Origin of the sequence: Micromonospora sp. NPDC000663, from assembly GCF_042898105.1 — a bacterium.
In the GTDB taxonomy this organism is placed as follows: Bacteria; Actinomycetota; Actinomycetes; order Mycobacteriales; family Micromonosporaceae; genus Micromonospora.
Genome location: NZ_JBIAYR010000001.1, coordinates 1,400,783 through 1,418,613, shown reverse-complemented (window position 1 = coordinate 1,418,613; position 17,831 = coordinate 1,400,783). Strand labels below are relative to the sequence as shown.

The 17,831-nt window shown below is 71.4% G+C and carries 19 protein-coding genes; 5 read left to right on the top strand and 14 right to left on the bottom strand.

Going from position 1 to position 17,831, the window contains the following annotated elements:
• Nucleotides 1-135 precede the first annotated feature (135 nt).
• From ACFY1S_RS06805 to ACFY1S_RS06770, 8 genes are all read right to left on the bottom strand, one after another.
• Nucleotides 136-546, bottom strand: a complete 411-nt coding sequence (locus tag ACFY1S_RS06805) for a dihydrofolate reductase family protein (protein ID WP_387113536.1) — start codon at nt 544-546, stop codon at nt 136-138.
• 165 nt (nt 547-711) lie between these two features.
• Nucleotides 712-1,911, bottom strand: coding sequence for an RNA polymerase sigma factor (locus ACFY1S_RS06800; protein WP_387113534.1), 1,200 nt, complete (start codon nt 1,909-1,911; stop codon nt 712-714).
• A 20-nt stretch (nt 1,912-1,931) separates the two neighbouring features.
• Complete coding sequence (locus ACFY1S_RS06795; RefSeq protein WP_364376259.1) at nt 1,932-2,285, bottom strand: YciI family protein; 354 nt, start codon at nt 2,283-2,285, stop codon at nt 1,932-1,934.
• Between the two features lie 39 nt (nt 2,286-2,324).
• On the bottom strand, nt 2,325-2,738 hold the full coding sequence (locus ACFY1S_RS06790) for a DUF6069 family protein (RefSeq protein ID WP_387113531.1): 414 nt from the start codon (nt 2,736-2,738) through the stop codon (nt 2,325-2,327).
• Between the two features lie 138 nt (nt 2,739-2,876).
• On the bottom strand, nt 2,877-3,374 hold the full coding sequence (locus ACFY1S_RS06785) for a YcxB family protein (RefSeq protein ID WP_387113529.1): 498 nt from the start codon (nt 3,372-3,374) through the stop codon (nt 2,877-2,879).
• A 167-nt stretch (nt 3,375-3,541) separates the two neighbouring features.
• Nucleotides 3,542-4,024 carry a hypothetical protein gene (locus ACFY1S_RS06780; RefSeq protein ID WP_387113527.1) on the bottom strand — a complete coding sequence of 161 codons (483 nt, stop codon included), beginning with the start codon at nt 4,022-4,024 and terminating at the stop codon, nt 3,542-3,544.
• A gap of 32 nt (nt 4,025-4,056) precedes the next feature.
• Complete coding sequence (locus ACFY1S_RS06775; protein ID WP_387113525.1) at nt 4,057-5,268, bottom strand: cellulose-binding domain-containing protein; 1,212 nt, start codon at nt 5,266-5,268, stop codon at nt 4,057-4,059.
• A gap of 295 nt (nt 5,269-5,563) precedes the next feature.
• A complete protein-coding gene (locus ACFY1S_RS06770) occupies nt 5,564-5,998 on the bottom strand; it encodes a glutaredoxin domain-containing protein (RefSeq protein ID WP_387113523.1) in 435 nt (144 codons plus the stop codon).
• A gap of 153 nt (nt 5,999-6,151) precedes the next feature.
• On the opposite strand from ACFY1S_RS06770, the gene ACFY1S_RS06765 reads away from it, so the two are divergent.
• A complete protein-coding gene (locus tag ACFY1S_RS06765) occupies nt 6,152-7,390 on the top strand; it encodes an MFS transporter (RefSeq protein WP_387113521.1) in 1,239 nt (412 codons plus the stop codon).
• A 55-nt stretch (nt 7,391-7,445) separates the two neighbouring features.
• Here the strand turns inward: ACFY1S_RS06765 and ACFY1S_RS06760 are convergent, their stop codons facing one another.
• Nucleotides 7,446-8,921 (bottom strand): RICIN domain-containing protein, encoded by a 1,476-nt coding sequence (locus tag ACFY1S_RS06760; protein ID WP_387113519.1) that lies wholly within the window; start codon nt 8,919-8,921, stop codon nt 7,446-7,448.
• Between the two features lie 29 nt (nt 8,922-8,950).
• Complete coding sequence (locus tag ACFY1S_RS06755; protein ID WP_387113517.1) at nt 8,951-10,390, bottom strand: glycoside hydrolase family 43 protein; 1,440 nt, start codon at nt 10,388-10,390, stop codon at nt 8,951-8,953.
• Between the two features lie 222 nt (nt 10,391-10,612).
• Between ACFY1S_RS06755 and ACFY1S_RS06750 the strand changes: the two genes are divergently transcribed.
• Nucleotides 10,613-11,431, top strand: coding sequence for a transglutaminase domain-containing protein (locus ACFY1S_RS06750; RefSeq protein ID WP_387113515.1), 819 nt, complete (start codon nt 10,613-10,615; stop codon nt 11,429-11,431).
• Between the two features lie 18 nt (nt 11,432-11,449).
• Here the strand turns inward: ACFY1S_RS06750 and ACFY1S_RS06745 are convergent, their stop codons facing one another.
• The 4 genes from ACFY1S_RS06745 to ACFY1S_RS06730 form a co-directional block, all read right to left on the bottom strand.
• Nucleotides 11,450-13,081 carry a thiamine pyrophosphate-binding protein gene (locus ACFY1S_RS06745; protein WP_387113513.1) on the bottom strand — a complete coding sequence of 544 codons (1,632 nt, stop codon included), beginning with the start codon at nt 13,079-13,081 and terminating at the stop codon, nt 11,450-11,452.
• Between the two features lie 13 nt (nt 13,082-13,094).
• Nucleotides 13,095-13,856: a cyclase family protein gene (locus ACFY1S_RS06740; protein ID WP_387113511.1), complete on the bottom strand. Its 762-nt coding sequence runs from the start codon at nt 13,854-13,856 to the stop codon at nt 13,095-13,097.
• A gap of 69 nt (nt 13,857-13,925) precedes the next feature.
• Nucleotides 13,926-14,396 (bottom strand): VTT domain-containing protein, encoded by a 471-nt coding sequence (locus tag ACFY1S_RS06735; protein ID WP_387113509.1) that lies wholly within the window; start codon nt 14,394-14,396, stop codon nt 13,926-13,928.
• Nucleotides 14,393-14,986, bottom strand: coding sequence for a CDP-alcohol phosphatidyltransferase family protein (locus tag ACFY1S_RS06730; RefSeq protein ID WP_387113507.1), 594 nt, complete (start codon nt 14,984-14,986; stop codon nt 14,393-14,395). The genes ACFY1S_RS06735 and ACFY1S_RS06730 overlap by 4 nt, the downstream gene beginning before the upstream one ends.
• Before the next feature lie 75 nt (nt 14,987-15,061).
• Here ACFY1S_RS06730 and ACFY1S_RS06725 point away from each other — a divergent pair, with 75 nt between their 5' ends.
• From ACFY1S_RS06725 to ACFY1S_RS06715, 3 genes are all read left to right on the top strand, one after another.
• Nucleotides 15,062-16,231: a sensor histidine kinase gene (locus tag ACFY1S_RS06725; protein WP_387113505.1), complete on the top strand. Its 1,170-nt coding sequence runs from the start codon at nt 15,062-15,064 to the stop codon at nt 16,229-16,231.
• Nucleotides 16,228-16,875, top strand: a complete 648-nt coding sequence (locus tag ACFY1S_RS06720) for a response regulator (RefSeq protein ID WP_387113503.1) — start codon at nt 16,228-16,230, stop codon at nt 16,873-16,875. The genes ACFY1S_RS06725 and ACFY1S_RS06720 overlap by 4 nt, the downstream gene beginning before the upstream one ends.
• A gap of 74 nt (nt 16,876-16,949) precedes the next feature.
• A complete protein-coding gene (locus ACFY1S_RS06715) occupies nt 16,950-17,813 on the top strand; it encodes a TIGR03620 family F420-dependent LLM class oxidoreductase (protein WP_387113501.1) in 864 nt (287 codons plus the stop codon).
• Nucleotides 17,814-17,831: the final 18 nt, after the last annotated feature.

Below are 17,831 nucleotides of genomic sequence, written 5' to 3'. Positions count from 1 at the left end.
GGAGAGCGGAACGTGACCGGAGGCATGTATCCACCATAGGCGGCGTCCGCACCAATGCCAACGCCTGCGTTCGACGCGAACGATCGGTCGACCCGGCGCCGGTTCGGGGCCGGCGCCAGCGCCGGCCCCGACGGCTCAGACGTGCACGGTGGGCCGGTAGATGAGCTCCTGTGTGCGTCCGTCGAGAGTTCGACTCTCGATCAACTCCATGTCGAAGTCGGCCGCCCCCTGGAAGATCGGCTCCGTCCCGGTCTGACCGGTGATCACCGGAAAGAGCGTCACCTGGACGAAGTCCACCAGACCGGCGGCCATCAGCGCCCGGTTCACCGACAGGCTGCCGTGCGAGCGCAGGGGAACGTCGGACTCCTCCTTGAGCAGGGCGACGACATCCACGGCGTCACCGCGTACGACCGTCGCGTCCGGCCAGTCGAGGGGTTCTTCGAGCGTGTTCGACACGACTGTCGCCGGGAGGCTCCTCATCCGGTCGACCCAGGCGTCGCGGACCCCGGACTCCTCGGTGCTGGCGGCCAACAGCTGTGTGAACACCCGGTACGTGCCGGCGCCGAAGACCCATGCGCTGTTCCTCGCCGTACGAGGCCAGGCGGCGCTCCAGCAACTCGGGGCCCTGCTTGCCCCAGTAGCCGCTCCAGTTGCCGCTGGCGGTGCCGAAGCCGTCGAGGCTGGAGAAGACGTCGAAGGTGTAGGTGACGGTCATGAGGATCCCCTCGTCTGGGTGAGGTCGGTACGGCAGGCGAGCAGGAAGGCCCGCTCGGTCTCGTTACCGGTCAGCGCGATGGCCTGGTCGTAGGCGGCTCGGGCCTCGTCGTCGCGTCCGAGTCGGGCCAGCAGTGCGGCCCGGGTGGCGGGCAGCCGGTGGTAGCCGGGGAGATCGACGCCCTCCAACGCGGCGAGGGCGGCCGCCGGGCCGTGCACCTCGGCGACGGCTACCGCGCGGTTGAGCGCGACGACAGGGGTCGGCGCGAGTGCCAGGAGTTGGTCGTACAGTGCCAGGACCTGCCGCCAGTCGGTGGCGGCGCCGTCGGTGTGCACCGCGTTGATCGCGGCCTGGATCTGGTACGGGCCGGGCCGGTCCCGCCGCAGGCAGCGACGGACCAGGTCGTGGCCCTCGGCGATGAGCGTGCGGTTCCACAGGGACCGGTCCTGGTCGGCAAGCGGCACCAGGTCGCCGTTCGGGCCGAGCCGGGCCGGGCGGCGTGCCTCGGTCAGCAGCAGCAGGGCGAGCAGGCCCAGCACCTCGGGTTCGTCGGGCATCAAAGCGGCGAGTTCGCGGGCCAGCCGGATCGCCTCGGCGCACAGGTCCGTCCTGATCAACGGACCGGCGGTGGTGGCGTAGCCCTCGTTGAACATCAGGTACAGCACGGTGAGCACGGGCGGCAGCCGGTCCGGCAGCTCGTGTTCGGCGGGTACCCGGTAGGGGATGGCGGCGTCCCGGATCTTCTTCTTGGCCCGCACGATCCGCTGGGCGACTGTCGCCTCCTGGATCAGGTACGCCCGGGCGATCTCCGGCACCTCGAGGCCGCCGAGCAGGCGGAGGGTGAGGGCGGTCCGTGCGTCCGGGGCGAGCGCCGGGTGGCAGCAGGTGAAGATGAGTCGCAGCTGGTCGTCCTTCACCGGTCCCACCTCCTGGGGTTCGTCAGGTTGGTGCAGCAGCAGCGCCTGGGCGTGTCGGGCCTCACGGGTCGACTCCCGGCGGAGCCGGTCGACGGCCCGGTTCCGTGCGGTGGTCACGATCCAGGCGCCCGGGTTCGGCGGCGGGGTCTGCCACTTCCGCAAGGCCGTGGTGAAGGCGTCCTGGACCGCCTCCTCGGCGAGGTTGATGTCACCGAGGAGGCGGGCCAGGGTGGCGACGCAGCGGCCGTACTCCGCGCGGTAGATGCTCGCCAGATCCATGTCCGGTTGACGGCTCCCGCTCAGGCCTGGGACAGGTCGTCGAAGGGGCGTACCTCGACCGGGCCGCAGGCCGCCGCGCACTTCTCGGCCCAGGCCAGCGCCTCGTCCAGGTCCGCGCACTTGATGACCCAGAACCCGGCGATGTGCTCCTTCGTCTCGGCGAACGGCCCGTCGCTCATGGTGGTCGCGCCGTTCTCGATCCGGACGACTGTGGCGCTGTCCGGCGACCGGAGCCCTCCGCCGAAGACCCAGGCGCCAGCGGCCTGCATCTCGTCGTTGATCCGGCCGGTCTCCCTGAACATGATCTCCATCTCCTCGTCGGACGGGTCCGGCTGGCCCTCGACGAAGTGCACGGACAGCAGGTACTGGTTCATGACGATCCTCCGGTTACTCGATTGTGGGATGACGACAGGTCAGGCGGCCAGGCGGCGCGCCACGGCGGGGATCACGATCGCGGCCGCGACCAGGTGGGTGAGCATCAGCAGCGCCCTGGTGCCCACTCCGGCGTCGGCGATCACGTCCGGCACCAGCGACAGGGCCGTCAGTACGAGCGTCGTACGGACGAAGGTGCGCCGCGGACGCCTGGCGAAGCGGGACATCAGCGCGGCGAGGACCACGCCGATCAGCGAGAAGGCGGCGGTCAGCACGCCGAACCCGGTCACGGGGATCGGGGCGCCGCCGACATCCAGGCTGACCCCTGCCGCGTGGCCGGCGGCGGCCACGGCCATGGTGGCGGCGCTCGCGGCGACGGTGGCGACGACACCGGCCCGGATCATCGCACCGAGGGTCGAGGTGGTGGCGTCTGTCGTGTTCGCGGTGGTGGTCATCGTGCCCTCCAGCGGGTGTGTGGCCCGTCTCGTGCCGGGCTCTCACCAGGGCTACGAACGGAGCCGGCCCCGATCGACACGCACGCCCAGATCTTTTCGAAAAATCATCGAGGCGGAGCGTCGATCTTCGGAAACACGTCACCGAGGGTCGAGCAGCCCTCGCGCGGCCATGAAGGCCCGCAACGTCTCGGCGTCCTCGGCGGACATCAACCGGCGGGGAATCACCGTCGCCGGCATCCGCCCGACATACACGATCCAGAACTCACCGGTGTCCTCCACCTGACTGACGCCGTCCCAGGCGATGCCACCGGACTCCGAGCCGCTGCGCATCATGATGTTGTCGTCGGTGATGTCGTAGGCACCCTCGACCGCGTAGCGACCGGAGCGGCGCCGGGCGCGCAACACCACCCACGGCCGATACAGCATCGACAGCACGCCACCCACGAGCATCGCCAACCACAGCGGCGAGGCCTGCTCGCTCCAGTCGAACCTCCGCGAGACGACCAGACCGATCGCCCCGACCACGGCGAGCACCCCGCCGACATAGCCGTACCTGCGCAGCCGGACACCGCCGAGCGCGGCGGCCACCCGACCGGGGTAGGCGGGATCTGCCGGTACGCCAAAACGGATGTGCACGTCAGAACGATAGTGCCACCGGGGTGCAGCGGTCGGCTCATCGCGATCCCGCCGGCCCCCGACCACTCCACCGCCCCTCGGCGGGCCGGTGCCTGCACACCGGCCCGCCGAGGGCTCCGCCACCCGACGACGATCTTTCGGTCACCTACCGGGTCGGCGGCGCGAGGTCACCTCTGGCGCCACACCTGGAACGACTGCACCAGACCCCACGCCCCGTCGGGCTGACGCGCCTCGTTGCGCCAGCGGAAGGCGTCCGGCTCGATGTCGAAGAAGGTCCAGCGCCTGTCGTCACCGTCGAGCACGATGTCCGCGCCGACGCGGGAGGCCAGGAACGTGTGCACGCGATGGCGACCCGGCCCGACCCACGTCGAACGCCAGACGCCGGCACCCGCCGAGGGATCGGGAAACCGGACGCTGACGCCGTGTTCGACCCCGGGCAGGATCCAGACGTCGGTCGTCGCCCGCCCGCCCAACGCGTACCCGAAGTGCCATTCGCCCCGCCTGACTGTCGACGAGCCGTCCGGCTCGTACTCCGTGCAGTCCAGGACCCACGACCCGACGAACTGCCCGAACAGGCTGAGGTCGACGCCGTCGGCAGGACGGTCGGCGAGAAACGCCGTACCCACGGACACGATCGTGTGATTGTCCATGCTGGCACCGTAGCCATCCCACCCCCGAAGGTTCAGCAACCGATCCGGCTGGACCCCACCGCGACATCGTCGTACCAGAGGGTGTCGGCTCCGCCTCCGTAGCTCTCCCAGCCCAGCTTCAGGTCGGTGAGCTGCGGACGCCAGGTGCGGTTGTACCACTGACCGTCGATATCGTGCGTCGGGACGCCGTCCGCCGTCAGTCCGGTGACGGCGGTGCCGTCCAGCCAGGTACGGAGCTGACCGGCCGGACCGTCCACCATGAACTCCACGCAGGCCCATCTGTTGGTGGGCAGCGGCAGGCTCTGCGCCACCCCGGCCGGACTCTGCTCGGGCAGCGTCGCGTCGTCGGAGGCGCGGTTCCACTGCAGGGCGCCGTTCTGGCCGCCCAGCCGCAGGTCCTTGTTGCCGTCGGCGGCGTCGGCCATCGTCACCATCGTGGTGTGACCGGTGGGCTGGGCGGTGGTGTGCCGTACCCAGATCCGCGCGTAGCGGACACTGCCCACACTGCCGAGGTTCTTCGTGGACCGGATGAAGACGTGGTTGCAGTAGCCCGCCGCACCGTTGATCCGGATCGCCCGGCTCCCGCTGTGCGTGGTGGTCGTGTCGACGGTGGCCGTGCCGGCGCCGGAACAGTCCGGGCTCACCACTGCCCAGTCACCTGACGGCGTCGAGCCGGTCTGGCTCTCGAAATCGTCGCAGAGCAGCGCTCCGGCGCAGCCAGCCGGCGGAGGCGTCGTGGGCGGAGGCGTGGTGGGCGGAGGCGTGGTGGGCGGAGGCGTGGTGGGCGGCGGAGGCGTGGTCGGCGGAGGCGTGGTCGGTCCGGCGCCGTTGCACGGTACGCCGTTCAGGCTGAACCCGGTCGGCGCGCCACCGCTGGAACCGAACGTGCCCTGCACACCGAACTCGGCGGAGCCACCGGCCGGGATACTGCCGTTGTACGACAGGCTTCGGGCGGTCACCGCCGAGCCGGACTGGCTGACCGTGGCGTTCCAGCCGTTCGTGACGCGCTCGTCCCCGGCGTACGTCCAGGTGACGGTCCAACCGGACACTGCCGTGTCACCGGGGGAAATCTTGACGGTGGCGGTGAACCCGCCGGGCCACTGGTTGGGTGTGTAGTCGACCCGGCAGCCCTGTGCGGCCGTCGCCGGGCCGGTGAGCAGGGCCGTTCCGGTCGCGGTCACGGCTGCGGCCAGCCCGGCGGCGACCGCCAGGGTCAGGGCGGGGCGGGCACGGAGAATGGTCATGAATGGTCCTTCTGCCAAGAACGAGCGGGACGGAGGCGGGATGGCGGCGCGCGTCCCGGACGGACGCGGCGCGACAACGCGCCCTGGATGCGGTGCGGCGGTGCGCAACAGCGACTGGTCGGTGCGTACCACCGACGTGCCCGGCTCGGGGTGGACCTGTCAGCCGCCGATTGCCCGGTCCCCGGGACCTCGGCGGCGCCCACACCCAACCTATTGACGAATTCCGATCGAATCAAGCGCGGCGCGGCTGCTGGCCGGCCGCCCGGCCGACCCGGCGCATGCGACGCCGACCGGCTCAGGACGAGCGGAGCTGCTCGCGGAGCCAGGACCTGTCGGGATTCACCAAGGCCTGACCACCGAGCACGACTGTGGGCAGCGTCTCGTTGCCGCCCGCCACCGCCCGCACGGCGGCGGCGCCCGCCGGGTCGTGCCAGATGTCGACCCAGTGCGCCCGCCGGGCGAGCCGGCCGAGGGAGAAGCGGAGCTGGAGGCAGTAGCGACAGCCGGGGCGCCAGTACACGACGGGCCGGCCGTCCGCCCCGCTGGCCCGCTGCGCGTCGACCACGGACACCGAGCGGGGGAACGCCCACGGCGACAGCAGCAGCGCGAGCGCCAGGAAGATCAGCAGCTCGACGCCGCCGACGACCGGCAGACCGGCGGACAGTTGCCGCACCCCCACCAGCACGCCGCACACCGCCACCACGATCGTCAGGCCCCACCGTCGCAGCACGTGGGGACCCTACTCCCGGACGCGGGCCCGCTCGACGCCGCCGGCCGCCCCTGGCAGCGCCGACCTGTCGAATGGGGGTCGTCACTCCTGCTGGCGTCAGCGGCATGGGCTGGAGGACCCTTCGCTACGGTGATCAAAACGAGGGGGTGGGACATGGCGCCGGAGCTGTCGCCGCGAAGGGCATGGGCGGTGCTCGTCGCGCTCTCCCTCGCCGCGTTCGCGTTCATCACGACCGAGCTGCTGCCCGTCGGCCTGCTGACCCGGATCGCACCCGATCTCGACAGGTCCCGCTCGCAGGTGGGCCTACTGGTCAGTGGGTACGCCATCGTGGTCGTGCTGGCGTCCGTGCCGCTGACCCGGCTGACCCAGCGGATCCCCAGGCGTCAGCTGCTCGGCATCACGATGGTCCTGTTCGCCGCCGCGAACGCCGTCGCCGCGTTCGCGTCGACGTACGCCGTGCTGGCCGGCTCCCGCCTCGTGACAGCCCTCGCCCAGGCGCTGTTCTGGTCCATCGCCACGGCGACAGTGACCGGGCACTTCCCGGTCGCGGTGCGCGGCCGGGTGGTGGCGCTGTTCGCGACCGGGGCGACGCTCGCCCCGGTGCTCGGCGTACCCCTCGGGACCTGGCTCGGGCAGCAGGCCGGCTGGCGGTCGGCGTTCGCGGTGCTGGCCGGGGTCGGTCTGGTGATCGCCGCCGCGGTGCTCGTCCTTCTTCCCTCCTATCCCCCGGCCGCCGGTGGCGCCGCCCGGGGCACCGCACCGGACGGGCACCGGTTCGCCCTGCTGCTGATCGCGACCGCCTTCGGCATCGGCGGCTTCATGACTCTGCAGACGTACGTCACACCGTTCCTGCTCGACGTCAGCGGCTTCGCCGACGCGGTGCTGGCGCCGCTGCTGTTCGTCTCCGGGGCCGCCGGTGTCGTCGGCACCCTGGCCGCTGCCCGGACGCTGGACTCCCGGCCGGTCACGTCCCTGGTGACGCCGCTGGCCATCGGTACGGCCTCGCTGTTCGGCCTGTACGCGCTCGGCGCGCTGCGGCCCGGCGTGGTGGCGCTGCTCGCCGGGTTCGGCCTCGCCTACGCGGCGTTCGGCTCCGCCGTGCAGAGTCGCATGCTGCAACTGGCGCCGGGCAGCACGGACATCGCGTCGGCAGGGGTCAGCACCGCCTTCAACGTGGGTATCGCCGGCGGATCGCTGCTCGGCGGCGCCCTCCTGCCCAGCTTGGGGGCACGCCCACTGGCACTTGTGGGCGGGCTGCTGACGCTTGTCGCCCTCCTGCTGCTCGCCGTGGACGCCCGGCGGGCCAGGGCCACCGGACGTCCGCCGGCGGCCACCGGCCCCACGAGTTCCGCGGGCCAGAGCCCACCCGCCCGGACGATCACGCCGTCCTAGGTCCGACGCCCGTACGCCAGCCGGCGCAGGACGCTCCCGGCCGGCCCGCGCGCCGTCAGACCGCCGTCCGCGACCACTGCTGGTTCGCGCCCGTGTTGCACGTGTACTGCTTGAGGACCACGCCGTCCGCGGTCGACGAGGCCGGCACGTCCACGCACTTGCCGCTGTGCCGTGCCCGGAGCTGGAAGTAGCTGCCGTTGGCGACCATCTGGAACTGCTGGTTGCCGCCGGTGCCACAGGTGTACTGGATGAGGTCCGCGCTGTCGGCGGTCGAGGCGCCCACCACGTCGAGGCACTTTCCGCTGTGCCGGCTGACGATGCGCCAGTAGCCGCTGCCCGCGTCCTGGAACTGCCACTGCTGCCAGGCGTTGCCGCCGTACGTGTACTGCCCGACGCGCGCGCCGTTGTCGGTGTTCGGCTGCTGGACGTCCATGGCCTTGCCGCTGTGCCGCACGGTGATCCGGTAGAACGACCCCGTCGACGGCGGGGGCGTCGTGGGGCCTCCCCCGATCGTGTCGCCCCACGCGTACCGGATCTGGTCGGCCCCGGAGGTGTTGCGGACGGTCAGGTTCAGGTCGGTGCCGCCGCCGCTGAGGGAGAACATCGAGTACCAGTCGTACCCGATGGTGCCGGGCTTGCCACCGAGGGCGGGCCAGTAGGTGCCGCCCATCTGGTTGTCGCGCATGACCTGGGCCATGGCGCGGATGTGGCGGACGAAGTTGTCGGTGCTGCCCGCGTCGGCGTAGTTACGGCCGTCGTTCATGGGAGCGCCGAACTCGGTAGCTACCGCCCGGGACGCGCAGGTGCCGAGGCGGGTTTGGATGTGGCTGCGGAAGGCGTCGTAGGTCATCGCCCCGTAGAAGAAGGCGTAGTGGTGGAAGGACAGCAGCGTCGAGGCGAAGCGGCTGTCGTTGCAGACGTCCCGCAGGTCCTGGCTGAAACCGGTGCCGCCGATGAGCACCCGGCCGGGCACCGCCGAGTAGTGGTAGCTGAGCCAGTTCGCCGCGACGTCGCGCCACTCTGCCGAGCTGTAGCCGTGCGGTTCGTTCATCGGCTCGAAGTAGACGTTGGGGTTCGCCCCGTACGTGTTGGTCACCGTGGACCACATCGCGTTCCACGCGGCGAGGTTCGTGATCCTGCCGCCCGAGGCCGCGCCGTCCTCCCAGTACGCCAGGATGACCTTGAAGCCGCGGGCGGTGGCGGCGTCGATGGCGCCCCGGTAGGCGTCCCACCAGGCAGTTCCCACCGTGTGGGTGTTGATGGGCAGCCGGACGGTGTTGACGCCCATGGTGGCGGCCATGTCGTCGTAGAGGGCGTTCGCCTTGGCGCGCACCGTCGCGTTGCTGTCGGAGGCGCTCAGGCCCTGCACGACGAGCGGGCCGGTGCTGAAGTTGTCGCCGAGCACCGCCCAGTTCATGCCCCGGAATCCGCTGGTCGCGGCTGCGGCCGGCGACGCCACGGCGGCGACGACGCCAACCAGCACGGTCAGCACGGCCACCAGGGCGGACAACGCCCGTCGATGTGGTGCCACAGTCGGAACTCCTTGAACAGGGGCCAGCGTCAGCTGGTCACGCGGAAGGTGGCGTCGGCACGGCTCTGCGCGTCGGTGACCGGGTCGAGCCGCAGCAGGTAGTTGTAGTGCCTGATGTAGCGGTCCGGATGGCTGTAGGACTGGAACGACGTCCACGAGGAGCTGGCGAGGCCGGCGACCTGCCGGAAGGTGGCGTCGGCGGCGAACGTGGCGGTGCCGTCGTTGGCTTCCAGCCGGAAGTCGAACCCGTAGTGGCGCAGGTAGCGACCCGGGAAGTTGACCGACTGGATGGACACCGTGCCGGAGCCGGCCAGCCCGGGCACCAGCCGCCACTGGCCGTCCTGGGCGGGGCTCACGTTCGGGTCGATGCGGACGTCGTAGTCGTAGTGCCGCACGTACCGGTCCGGGAAGTTGTACGACTGGATCCGGTTGACGGCGGTGGCGGGCCAGCGGGCGAGGACACGGCTCTGCTCGGCGGCGGTCAGGTTGAGGATCGAGCCGTGCCGCTTCCTGGTGCCACCCATGGCGTACGAGCCGGACGACGGCAGCCGGTAGCTGCCCGGGTTCGACGGGTCGGTGGTCAGGACGGGCAGGTAGCCGCGCCCGCTCGCGTACTGGTCGAGGTAGAGGACCCACTCGTTGCGGGCGTTGAACCGCATCCACATCGGGCCTTCGACCTGGGAACCGGTCAGCCCGATGCCGGACAGGTTCCCGATCGTGGTCCAGGTGCCCAGGAGGGAGTTGCTGCCCTCGAGGGTGATCTGGCCGTCGCGGGAGGCCCGGACGTAGCGGTAGGCACCGACGCCGGCGGGCACCTCGACGATCTGCGTGTCGATGATCTCCTGGCTGCCGGGCCTGTCGACGTACACCTGGGGTGTGGTGATGCTGCGGAAGTTCGCGGTGCGCGCCTGGTAGATGCGGTGCTTGGTCGCCCCGTTGAGCGGGACGTTCGTCGCCCAGTAGAGGACGTAGTCGCCTGTCGGCGGGTTCCAGATCGCCTCCGGAGCCCAGGCGTTGCGGCCGTCCGGGATCGCGCCGGCGACGTTGAGGAGCCACGGCGCCGACCAGGTGACCAGGTCGGTGGACTCCCACACGACGAGGTTGCGGCTGCCGTTGTTGATCGCGGCCGACCAGTCCTGGCCGCAGCCGATGCACAGGTCGGTGGCGATGATCCAGTACCTGTCGCCACCGGGCGAACGGACCAGGGCGGGGTCGCGGACGCCGCGGGTGCCGACCGTGGACCGCAGGACGAGCCCACCGTTGTTCAGGTCCGTCCAGCGGAGGCCGTCGGTGCTGTGCGCGAGGTAGATCTGCTGGTCGGTCGACGACTCGCCGGTGAAGTGCGCCATCAGGTAGCCGACTGTCGGGTCGAGTGCGGCCGCCTGCTTCGGCGTCGCCGCCGACCAGGTGGTGAACAGCAGGCACGCCGCGACCGCCACCGCGCAGATCCGGGCGAGAGATTTCCGCACTGGCCTGTCTCCTTCTCGCGCGCACGCACGTCGGCGTTAGCGCTAACAGCGTGGGAGCCTCGCACGGCTCAGGGACATCGAACCATCTCGTTACATTCGTGTTGCGGACAAGTGTTAGCGACCGCATCAGGAGTGTCAAGAGATCGACCATAGTCATTGGACCACGCGTGTCCTCCAGGTCCGGGACAGCGGCTCCGGGTCGCGACGCCTACTCTGCCCGGCATGACGGGGACGATCGACTACGCCACGGCGGGTCCCTTGACGAGGATCGACCCGGCCCACGAGCCGGCGCTGGCGAACCTCCCGAGCGGGCCCGTCGAGATCTGCCGCCTCGTGCGCGGCCTCGTCATCCAGCCCCGAGACGCCACCGGCCTCGGCATCGCCGACGAGCGGTTCGCCGAGAACCAGCTCCGTCCGGTCGACGGCATGATCGACGCCCTCCTCGCCCTCGACCCGGCCCCGCTGACCGTGCCACGCGACCCCGACCGGCGACTCATCGGCACCTGCCGCCACTTCGCCGTGCTCAGCTGCGCCCTGCTGCGCCACCGCGGGATCGCGGCCCGAGCCCGCTGCGGATTCGCCACGTACTTCCAACCCGGGTACGGCGTGGACCACTGGATCACCGAGTACCGGCACGACGGCCGGTGGGTGCGGATCGACTCCGAGATCCTGGGCCTCTCCGTCGTGGCGACACCCGAGAACCTCGCCGCTGGCGAGTTCCTCACCGGTGGGGAGGCGTGGACGGCCTTCCGTACCGGCCGGATCGATGCCGCGCGCTTCGGCGTGCACGGCACCGACAACTGGGGGCCTGCGGAGATCCGGGGAAACGCCATCAGGGATCTCGCCGCGCTGAATCGGGTCGAGACGCTGCCGTGGGACGAGTGGGGCCGCATGGAGGCCTCCTACCAGGGCAGGACCGGCCCCGACTACGACGACCTCGTCGACGCGATCGCCGCCACCTGCGCCACCGACGAAGCCGGCCCCGTCGCGGACCTCTACGCCTCGGCGGACCTCGCGGTGCCCACCACGCTCCTGAGGTGACAAACGGGCGGCGGTGGCTCAGTGGCCACGGAACGCCTCCTCCAGCCACCAGGATCCGCGCGCCGCGCTGACCTTGGCGTCGACCACCAACGGCCGGGTACGGCGACCGGCGAGCCATCGGCGTACCGGCCCGAGATCGTCGACGGTCCGGACGACCACTCCGTCGCAGCCGTAACCACTGGCGATCGCGGCCAGGTCCGTCTCCGGGAACGTGACAGTGTCCAGCGGGTGCCCGTCCGGGCCGAAGTGGTGCACCTCGGCGCCGTACGCCGAATCGTCGTAGATCACCACGAGGAGGGGCAGCGCCAGCCGGACGGCGGTGACCAGTTCGGTCGCGGACATGACGAAGCCACCGTCGCCGACCGTCGCGACGGTGAGCCGGTCCGGTCGGGCGACCGCCGCGCCGAGCGCGCTGGCCAGGCCGAGCCCGATCGACTGGAACGCCTGGGTGAAACAGAAGCCGGCCACGTCCGGCACGTCGAGCCACATCGACGGGTAGCCCATGAAGTTGCCGGAGTCGACGACCACCGTCCGCTCGGGAGGCAGCAGGTCGTCCAGGGCCGCCGAGAGTGTCCGCGGGTCGATGGTCGCCGGTGCGCCACCGCCCTCGTCCTGGTACGGAACCGTCCGCCACCGGCCGTGGTCGCGGATCCGTCGGGCCAGCTCCGGCGTACGCCAGCCGCCGTCCACCGGCCCGGTGGAGCCCAGCCGACCGAGCACCGCCTCGGCGACCGCCGCCACCTCGCCGGCCACTGTCAGGTCGACCTGGCGGTTCACCCCGAACGCGGTCGGGTCGTGGTCCACCTGCACGACGACGGCCGAGGGCGGGATCAGTTCGCCGTGCCGGGTGGTCCACATGGTCAGCGTGCTCCCCCACGCGACGACCAGGTCCGCCGTGCCGATCAGCTCGGCGGCGAGCGGAGTGGCGAAACCGCCTGCCACGTCGAGGTTCCACGGATCCCCGGCGAACAGCCCCTTCGCCGCGGCCGAGACCGCGAGCAGCGCGCCGCACGCGTTCGCGAGTCGGGTCAGTGGTTCCCGTGAGCCCCGCGCGCCCCGCCCCGCGATGAAGACAGGTCGCCGTGCGGCGCGGAGCGCGGCCAGCAACGGCTCGACAGGCGGGACGGTGGCCGGGGTCGGCGCGATCGCGGGCACCGGGCCGGACCACGGCTCGGTCACGCTGTGCTGCACCTCCAACGGCAGGCCCAGCACCACGGTCGCGCCCCGGGCAGCCGCCCGGTAGGCCGCCGCCGCGTCCTCGGCCGCGTGCGTCGCGCGTACCCGATGGAAGTCGGCCCCGACCGCGGCGGCGAGCGCCGGCAGGTCGATGAAGAAGTTCGAGCGCGGCGCGGTCGCCTCCGGAGCCAGGACCACCATCGGGGTACGGCTCTTCGCGGCCTCGGTGAGGCCGGTCAGCGCGTTGGTGACACCCGGACCCTGGTGCACCGACAGCACTCCCACCGTCCCGGAGGTGCGTGCGTAACCGTCGGCCATGCTCGCGGCGCCACCCTCGTGGGCCGCCGCCACGAACCGGGCGCCGGCCGCCACGAGAGCGTTCGTGACGTGGAAGTTGCCGCTGCCGACCACACCGAAGACGTGCCGTACGCCGTGTCCGTGCAGCACCCGTCCGACCACCTCGGCTACCAGCATCTGCGGTCAGGTCCTACCGTTCGACAAGCGCGAGAACGCGGCACGGGCTGCCGGACCCGGAGACGATCGGCAGCGGCCCGGCGATCACCACCGCGCCGGTCGGCGGCAACTGCGCCAGGTTACGGAGCTGGGTCAGGCCGTACTTCTCCTGGCCGAGCAGGAACGAGTGGCACGGGAACGGCGGGTCGAACGAATGCGCGGCGCCCGCGTCGGTGCCGACCGTCTCCACCCCGACACCCTGGATCGGGGACTCCTCGGCCAGCCAGCGGGCGCACTCCACAGATATGCCCGGGGTACGACCGGCGTTGGCGTACCGCTCCGGGTCGTCGCCGTACGCGTCCCAGCCGGTGCGGTAGAGCAGCCAGCCGCCGGCGGGCAGGGCGCCGTTTTCCGCCTCCCACGCCTTGACGTGCTCGACCTCGAGCAGGAAGTCGGGGTTGTCGGCGGCGTCCGCGGTGTGGTCGATCACCACCGCCGGGGCGATCAACTGGCTCACCGGGACCTGCGACACGTCCGCGCCCTGCTGGCCGCTGACCCAGTGCACCGGGGCATCGAAGTGGGTGCCGGTGTGCTCGCCCGTGGAGAAGTTGTTCCAGTACCAGGCGGGACCACGGTCGTCGTACCTGCTGATCTCGCTGAGCTGGAACGGCCACGTCTGGCCGAACTGCTCGGGCAGACCCAGGATCGGGGTCTGGTCCGACAGCGGAGCGGTGAGGTCGACGACCTGGATCCGGCCGCTGGAAAGAGCGGCGACAAACTCCTGCAGCACCGTCATGCGGCGACGGTACACCGCGTCGTGATCCACGCCGGACCGTCGAACGGAGGGTATGTGGGCGACTGGACGTCAGGTCACCGTCGCCGGCAGGACGAGGGCGGCGAAACGGATCACCCGCCCGAGAAGGCACGCGACGGCGAACTCCCAGTGCCGAAGGCCAGCGGTACCGGCGGCGAAGCTGACCAGGGCCAGCGGTGGGACCCCGACCGCGGCGGAGACAAGGACGGTCGGCAGGGCGGTGCGGCGGTGGGAGAGCCAGCGACGGATCGGCCCGGTCCAGCGGGCGGCCCGGGCCGCCGTACGACCTGGCCTGCTCTGTTTCCCCAGCTTCCGCGCCAGTCGCCCCGAGCCGCGACGGGCCGATTCGAACAGGATCAGTTTGCCTGCGGTCTGCCCGAGCGACAGGGCGAGCACGGCGACGAGAGCGTGGTCGCCACGGTGCCCGGCCACAACGGCGTACGCCTCGGCGTTGATGACCGGGACGAGGGCCGAGGCGAGGCCGTAGCCGAGCCCCAGCGCCGCCTCGGCGAGGCCGCTCACGCGCGGTCCTTCCGGTCGAGCAGCCGGGCCACTGCCGCGACCGACCACAGCTTGACCGCGACGACGGCGACGGCGACGGCCAGCGCGAGCTGGTACTCCCCGAACGCGATGGCGCCGACGACACCGGCGGTGTTGACGACCTTGGCCAGCGGCGACCAGTTCAGGACCCATACCCGCCGGTCGACCAGGTGGAAGTAGTTGGGGCTGAGCACGGGCCAGCACAGGAACGCCAGCGACAGCATGGTGTCCAGAACCAGGAACGAGAGCAGGAAGACCACGGCCACGACCGCGACGTCGGGCACCAGGGAGACCAGGCCCGCGCCTAGTACGGCGGTGCACGCTCGGTCGCTCACGATGTCGAGGACGGCGCCCGCCCGGGTCTCCTGACCCAGCCGGCGGGCGATCCAGCCGTCGAGGACGTCGCCGAACCAGTAGAGACCGTACGACAACGCCATCAATAGCACGGATCCGGCAACCAGGGCTGCGATGCCGACTGTGACAGCGGCTACCGTACGGACGGCGGTGATGTAGTTGGGAACCGTACGAAAAGGGCCGATGGAGATGGCGGCGCGGGAGTCGACGAGAGTCACCTCTGAAGCGTCGTGCGATGAGCGTTCCGGCGGAACGTGCCGTGGTGCCGATCCGCTCGCAGGGACAGCACCACGGTGCCGCCCGATCCGGTACCGGAGTACTGGCCGGTCTCCGGTCCGGTCGCGGAGACTGTGCAGGTGATGACCGGAATCCGGGTACGGGTGCGGGACCCCGGGCGGGTGCGCCGGCTGGCGTACGCGCTGGCGGGCCTGATCGTCGCCCTCGTGGTCACGACCGCCGAGGGCGGCCTGTCCGTGCCGGCGGGCTGGGCCTGGCTCGTGCTGCCAGTCGGCCTCGGGGCGGCGGTGCTGCGGCCCCGCTACCGGGCCCTGGTCTTCGCGGTCTGCGCCTGGTTCGTGGCGATCGTGAGCACCGGGGAATCGGTGCAGCTGGGTCTCGCGGCCGCCTGCCTCGTGTTCGTCTCGACCTGCGAAGATCCGGCCCGACGCCCGTGGCTGGGATGGCTGGCTGGTGTGATCGGCGCGGGCGGTGCCCTCGCTACCGCGCTGCTCAACGGACGGGGGCTGTACGAGCAGCCGTTCGTCTTCGTGACCGCCGGCTATGTCCTGGCGATCCTGTTGCGGTCGTGGTCGCGCGGCCACACGCTCAGTCGTGAGGCGGACGACCTGCGCGGCCAGGCGGCCTGGCTCGAACAGCGCACGAACCTGGCTCGCGAGCTGCATGACATCGTCGGCCACCACGTCACCGCCATGGTGGTGCAGGCCGAGGCGGGCCAGCTCAGCGCCGACCCGGGAGCCGCGCTGCGCGCCATCGCCGACAGCGGCCGTACCGCACTGAACGAACTCGACACACTCGTGGTGCACCTGCGCGATCCGGACGCGGCAGTCGCGGTGACCGCGCCGCCCCGCCTGTCCGACATCGACGAGTTGCTCGCGCAGCCCCTGCGCCGGCAGGGCGTGACGGTACGGGTACGTCTGGACCCCGAGCCCGGCCTGGACGAGATCGGCGTCCTGACCGCCTACCGCATCGTCCAGGAAACCCTCACCAACATCGCCCGCCACGCGAAGGCCACCGCCGCCTGGGTCGAACTGGACCGCGTCGACGACCACGCCCGCCTGCGGGTCAGCGACGACGGTGTCGGGCTGCCCCGCACCTCCACCAGGGGGTCAGGCCTGCTCGGCATCGAGGAGCGCGTGCGGGCACGCGGTGGCAGTTGGGAACTGCGGCAGCGTCCCGGCGGCGGCACCGTCGTGCAGGCCGACCTGCCGGTGGCGAACCCGTGATCCGGGTCGCGGTCGTCGACGACCAGCAGTTGGTCCGCGACGGCTTCAGCCTGATCCTGCGGTCCCAAGCCGACATCCACGTCGCAGCCGAGGCAGCCGACGGACGGCAGTTCCTCGACGCCGTGCGTCGCGACCCCCGCATCGACGTCGCACTCGTCGACATCCGCATGCCGGTCCTCGACGGCCTACAAGCCACCCGTGAGCTGGCCGCGATCCCGCACGCGCCGGCCGTGATCGTCGTCACCACCTTCGACGACGACGTCTACGTCCTGGACGCCGTCGCCGCCGGCGCACGCGGGTTCCTGCTCAAGCGGTGCAGCGCGGCCGACCTGATCGCCGCGGTCCGCACCGTCGCCGCCGGCGAGGCGATCCTCTCCGTCGAGGTCACCGGCGCCGTCCTCGACCGGGTACGCGCGACCGGACCGACCACCCACGTGGACCTGTCGGCCTGCCGGCTGACCCCTCGGGAGACCGACGTGCTCGCCTTGATCGGTGCCGGGCAGAACAACAGCGAGATCGCGGAGCGCCTCTACCTGTCCGTGAGCACCGTGAAGACCCACGTCACAAACGTGCTGGCCAAGACCGGCAGCCGCGACCGCGTGGCAGCCGCCATCCTGGCGATCCAGGCCGGCCTTGCACCCTGACAGCTGAGGAACTGCCTGTGTGATTCTGCCGGGCGGTGCGCTGCACGGAGGCTGGCGGGTCGTAGTGTTCCGGTATGGCACAACGACTCGTCAGCGTGTGGCAACCGTTCTTCCTGGCCTGCGAGAGTCAGGGCGCGGCCATCGATGCCGCGACCGAGTTGGAGGATCTCGGCTACGCACGGATCTGGTTCTCCGGCGGTTTCGGAGAGAACGTCGCCCCACGCTTCCGTGAGCTCCTCGACGGGACCGCGCGCATCGGGGTCGCGTCGGGGATCGTGAGCATCTGGCACTCGTCGCCCCCTGAGGTGGCGGCGTTCGCCCAGGACGCGGAGCGGGCACATCCCGGCCGGTTCCTGCTCGGCTTCGGCGCCAGCCACGCGGTGGTGGTGGAGGGCGGCGGCACCGACTACCGCAGGCCGTACTCGAGAATGGTGGAGTACCTCGACGGCCTGGACGCCGCCGGGCTCCCTGCCGAGCGGCGCGTCCTGGCCGCCCTCGGCCCCCGGATGCTCGGACTCTCCCGCGACCGTTCGGCCGGGGCACACCCGTACTTCGTCCCCGCCGAGCACACCGCCGAGGCCCGGACGGCGATCGGGCCGGACCGGCTGCTCGCTCCCGAGGTCGCGGTGGTCCTCGACGCGGACGCCACCACCGCCCGCGCCACCGCGCGGCAGTACACGAGCGGTTACCTCGCACTGCCGAACTACACGAACAACCTGCGGCGATTCGGCTGGACCGACGACGACTTCGCCGACGGCGGCAGCGACCGCCTCGTCGACGCCCTGATCCCGTGGGGCACAGTGGAGCAGGTCGCGGCCGGGCTGGAGAAGCATTACCAGGCCGGCGCGGACGAGGTGGCGATCCAGGTACTGAACGGCGGCGACGCCACGACGTTCCCCGCCGACGCGTTCCGCGCTCTCGCCGCAGCTCTGATCTGACCCCCTGCCAGGACCGAC

Excerpts from the sequence above, each read along its gene's own strand:
- ACFY1S_RS06800 (WP_387113534.1), bottom strand. The coding sequence starts at position 1,911 with ATGGATCTGGCGAGCATCTACCGCGCGGAGTACGGCCGCTGCGTCGCC.
- ACFY1S_RS06795 (WP_364376259.1), bottom strand. The coding sequence starts at position 2,285 with ATGAACCAGTACCTGCTGTCCGTGCACTTCGTCGAGGGCCAGCCGGAC.
- ACFY1S_RS06790 (WP_387113531.1), bottom strand. The coding sequence starts at position 2,738 with ATGACCACCACCGCGAACACGACAGACGCCACCACCTCGACCCTCGGT.
- ACFY1S_RS06780 (WP_387113527.1), bottom strand. The coding sequence starts at position 4,024 with ATGGACAATCACACGATCGTGTCCGTGGGTACGGCGTTTCTCGCCGAC.
- ACFY1S_RS06775 (WP_387113525.1), bottom strand. The coding sequence starts at position 5,268 with ATGACCATTCTCCGTGCCCGCCCCGCCCTGACCCTGGCGGTCGCCGCC.
- ACFY1S_RS06765 (WP_387113521.1), top strand. The coding sequence starts at position 6,152 with ATGGCGCCGGAGCTGTCGCCGCGAAGGGCATGGGCGGTGCTCGTCGCG.
- ACFY1S_RS06750 (WP_387113515.1), top strand. The coding sequence starts at position 10,613 with ATGACGGGGACGATCGACTACGCCACGGCGGGTCCCTTGACGAGGATC.
- ACFY1S_RS06745 (WP_387113513.1), bottom strand. The coding sequence starts at position 13,081 with ATGCTGGTAGCCGAGGTGGTCGGACGGGTGCTGCACGGACACGGCGTA.
- ACFY1S_RS06740 (WP_387113511.1), bottom strand. The coding sequence starts at position 13,856 with ATGACGGTGCTGCAGGAGTTTGTCGCCGCTCTTTCCAGCGGCCGGATC.
- ACFY1S_RS06715 (WP_387113501.1), top strand. The coding sequence starts at position 16,950 with ATGGCACAACGACTCGTCAGCGTGTGGCAACCGTTCTTCCTGGCCTGC.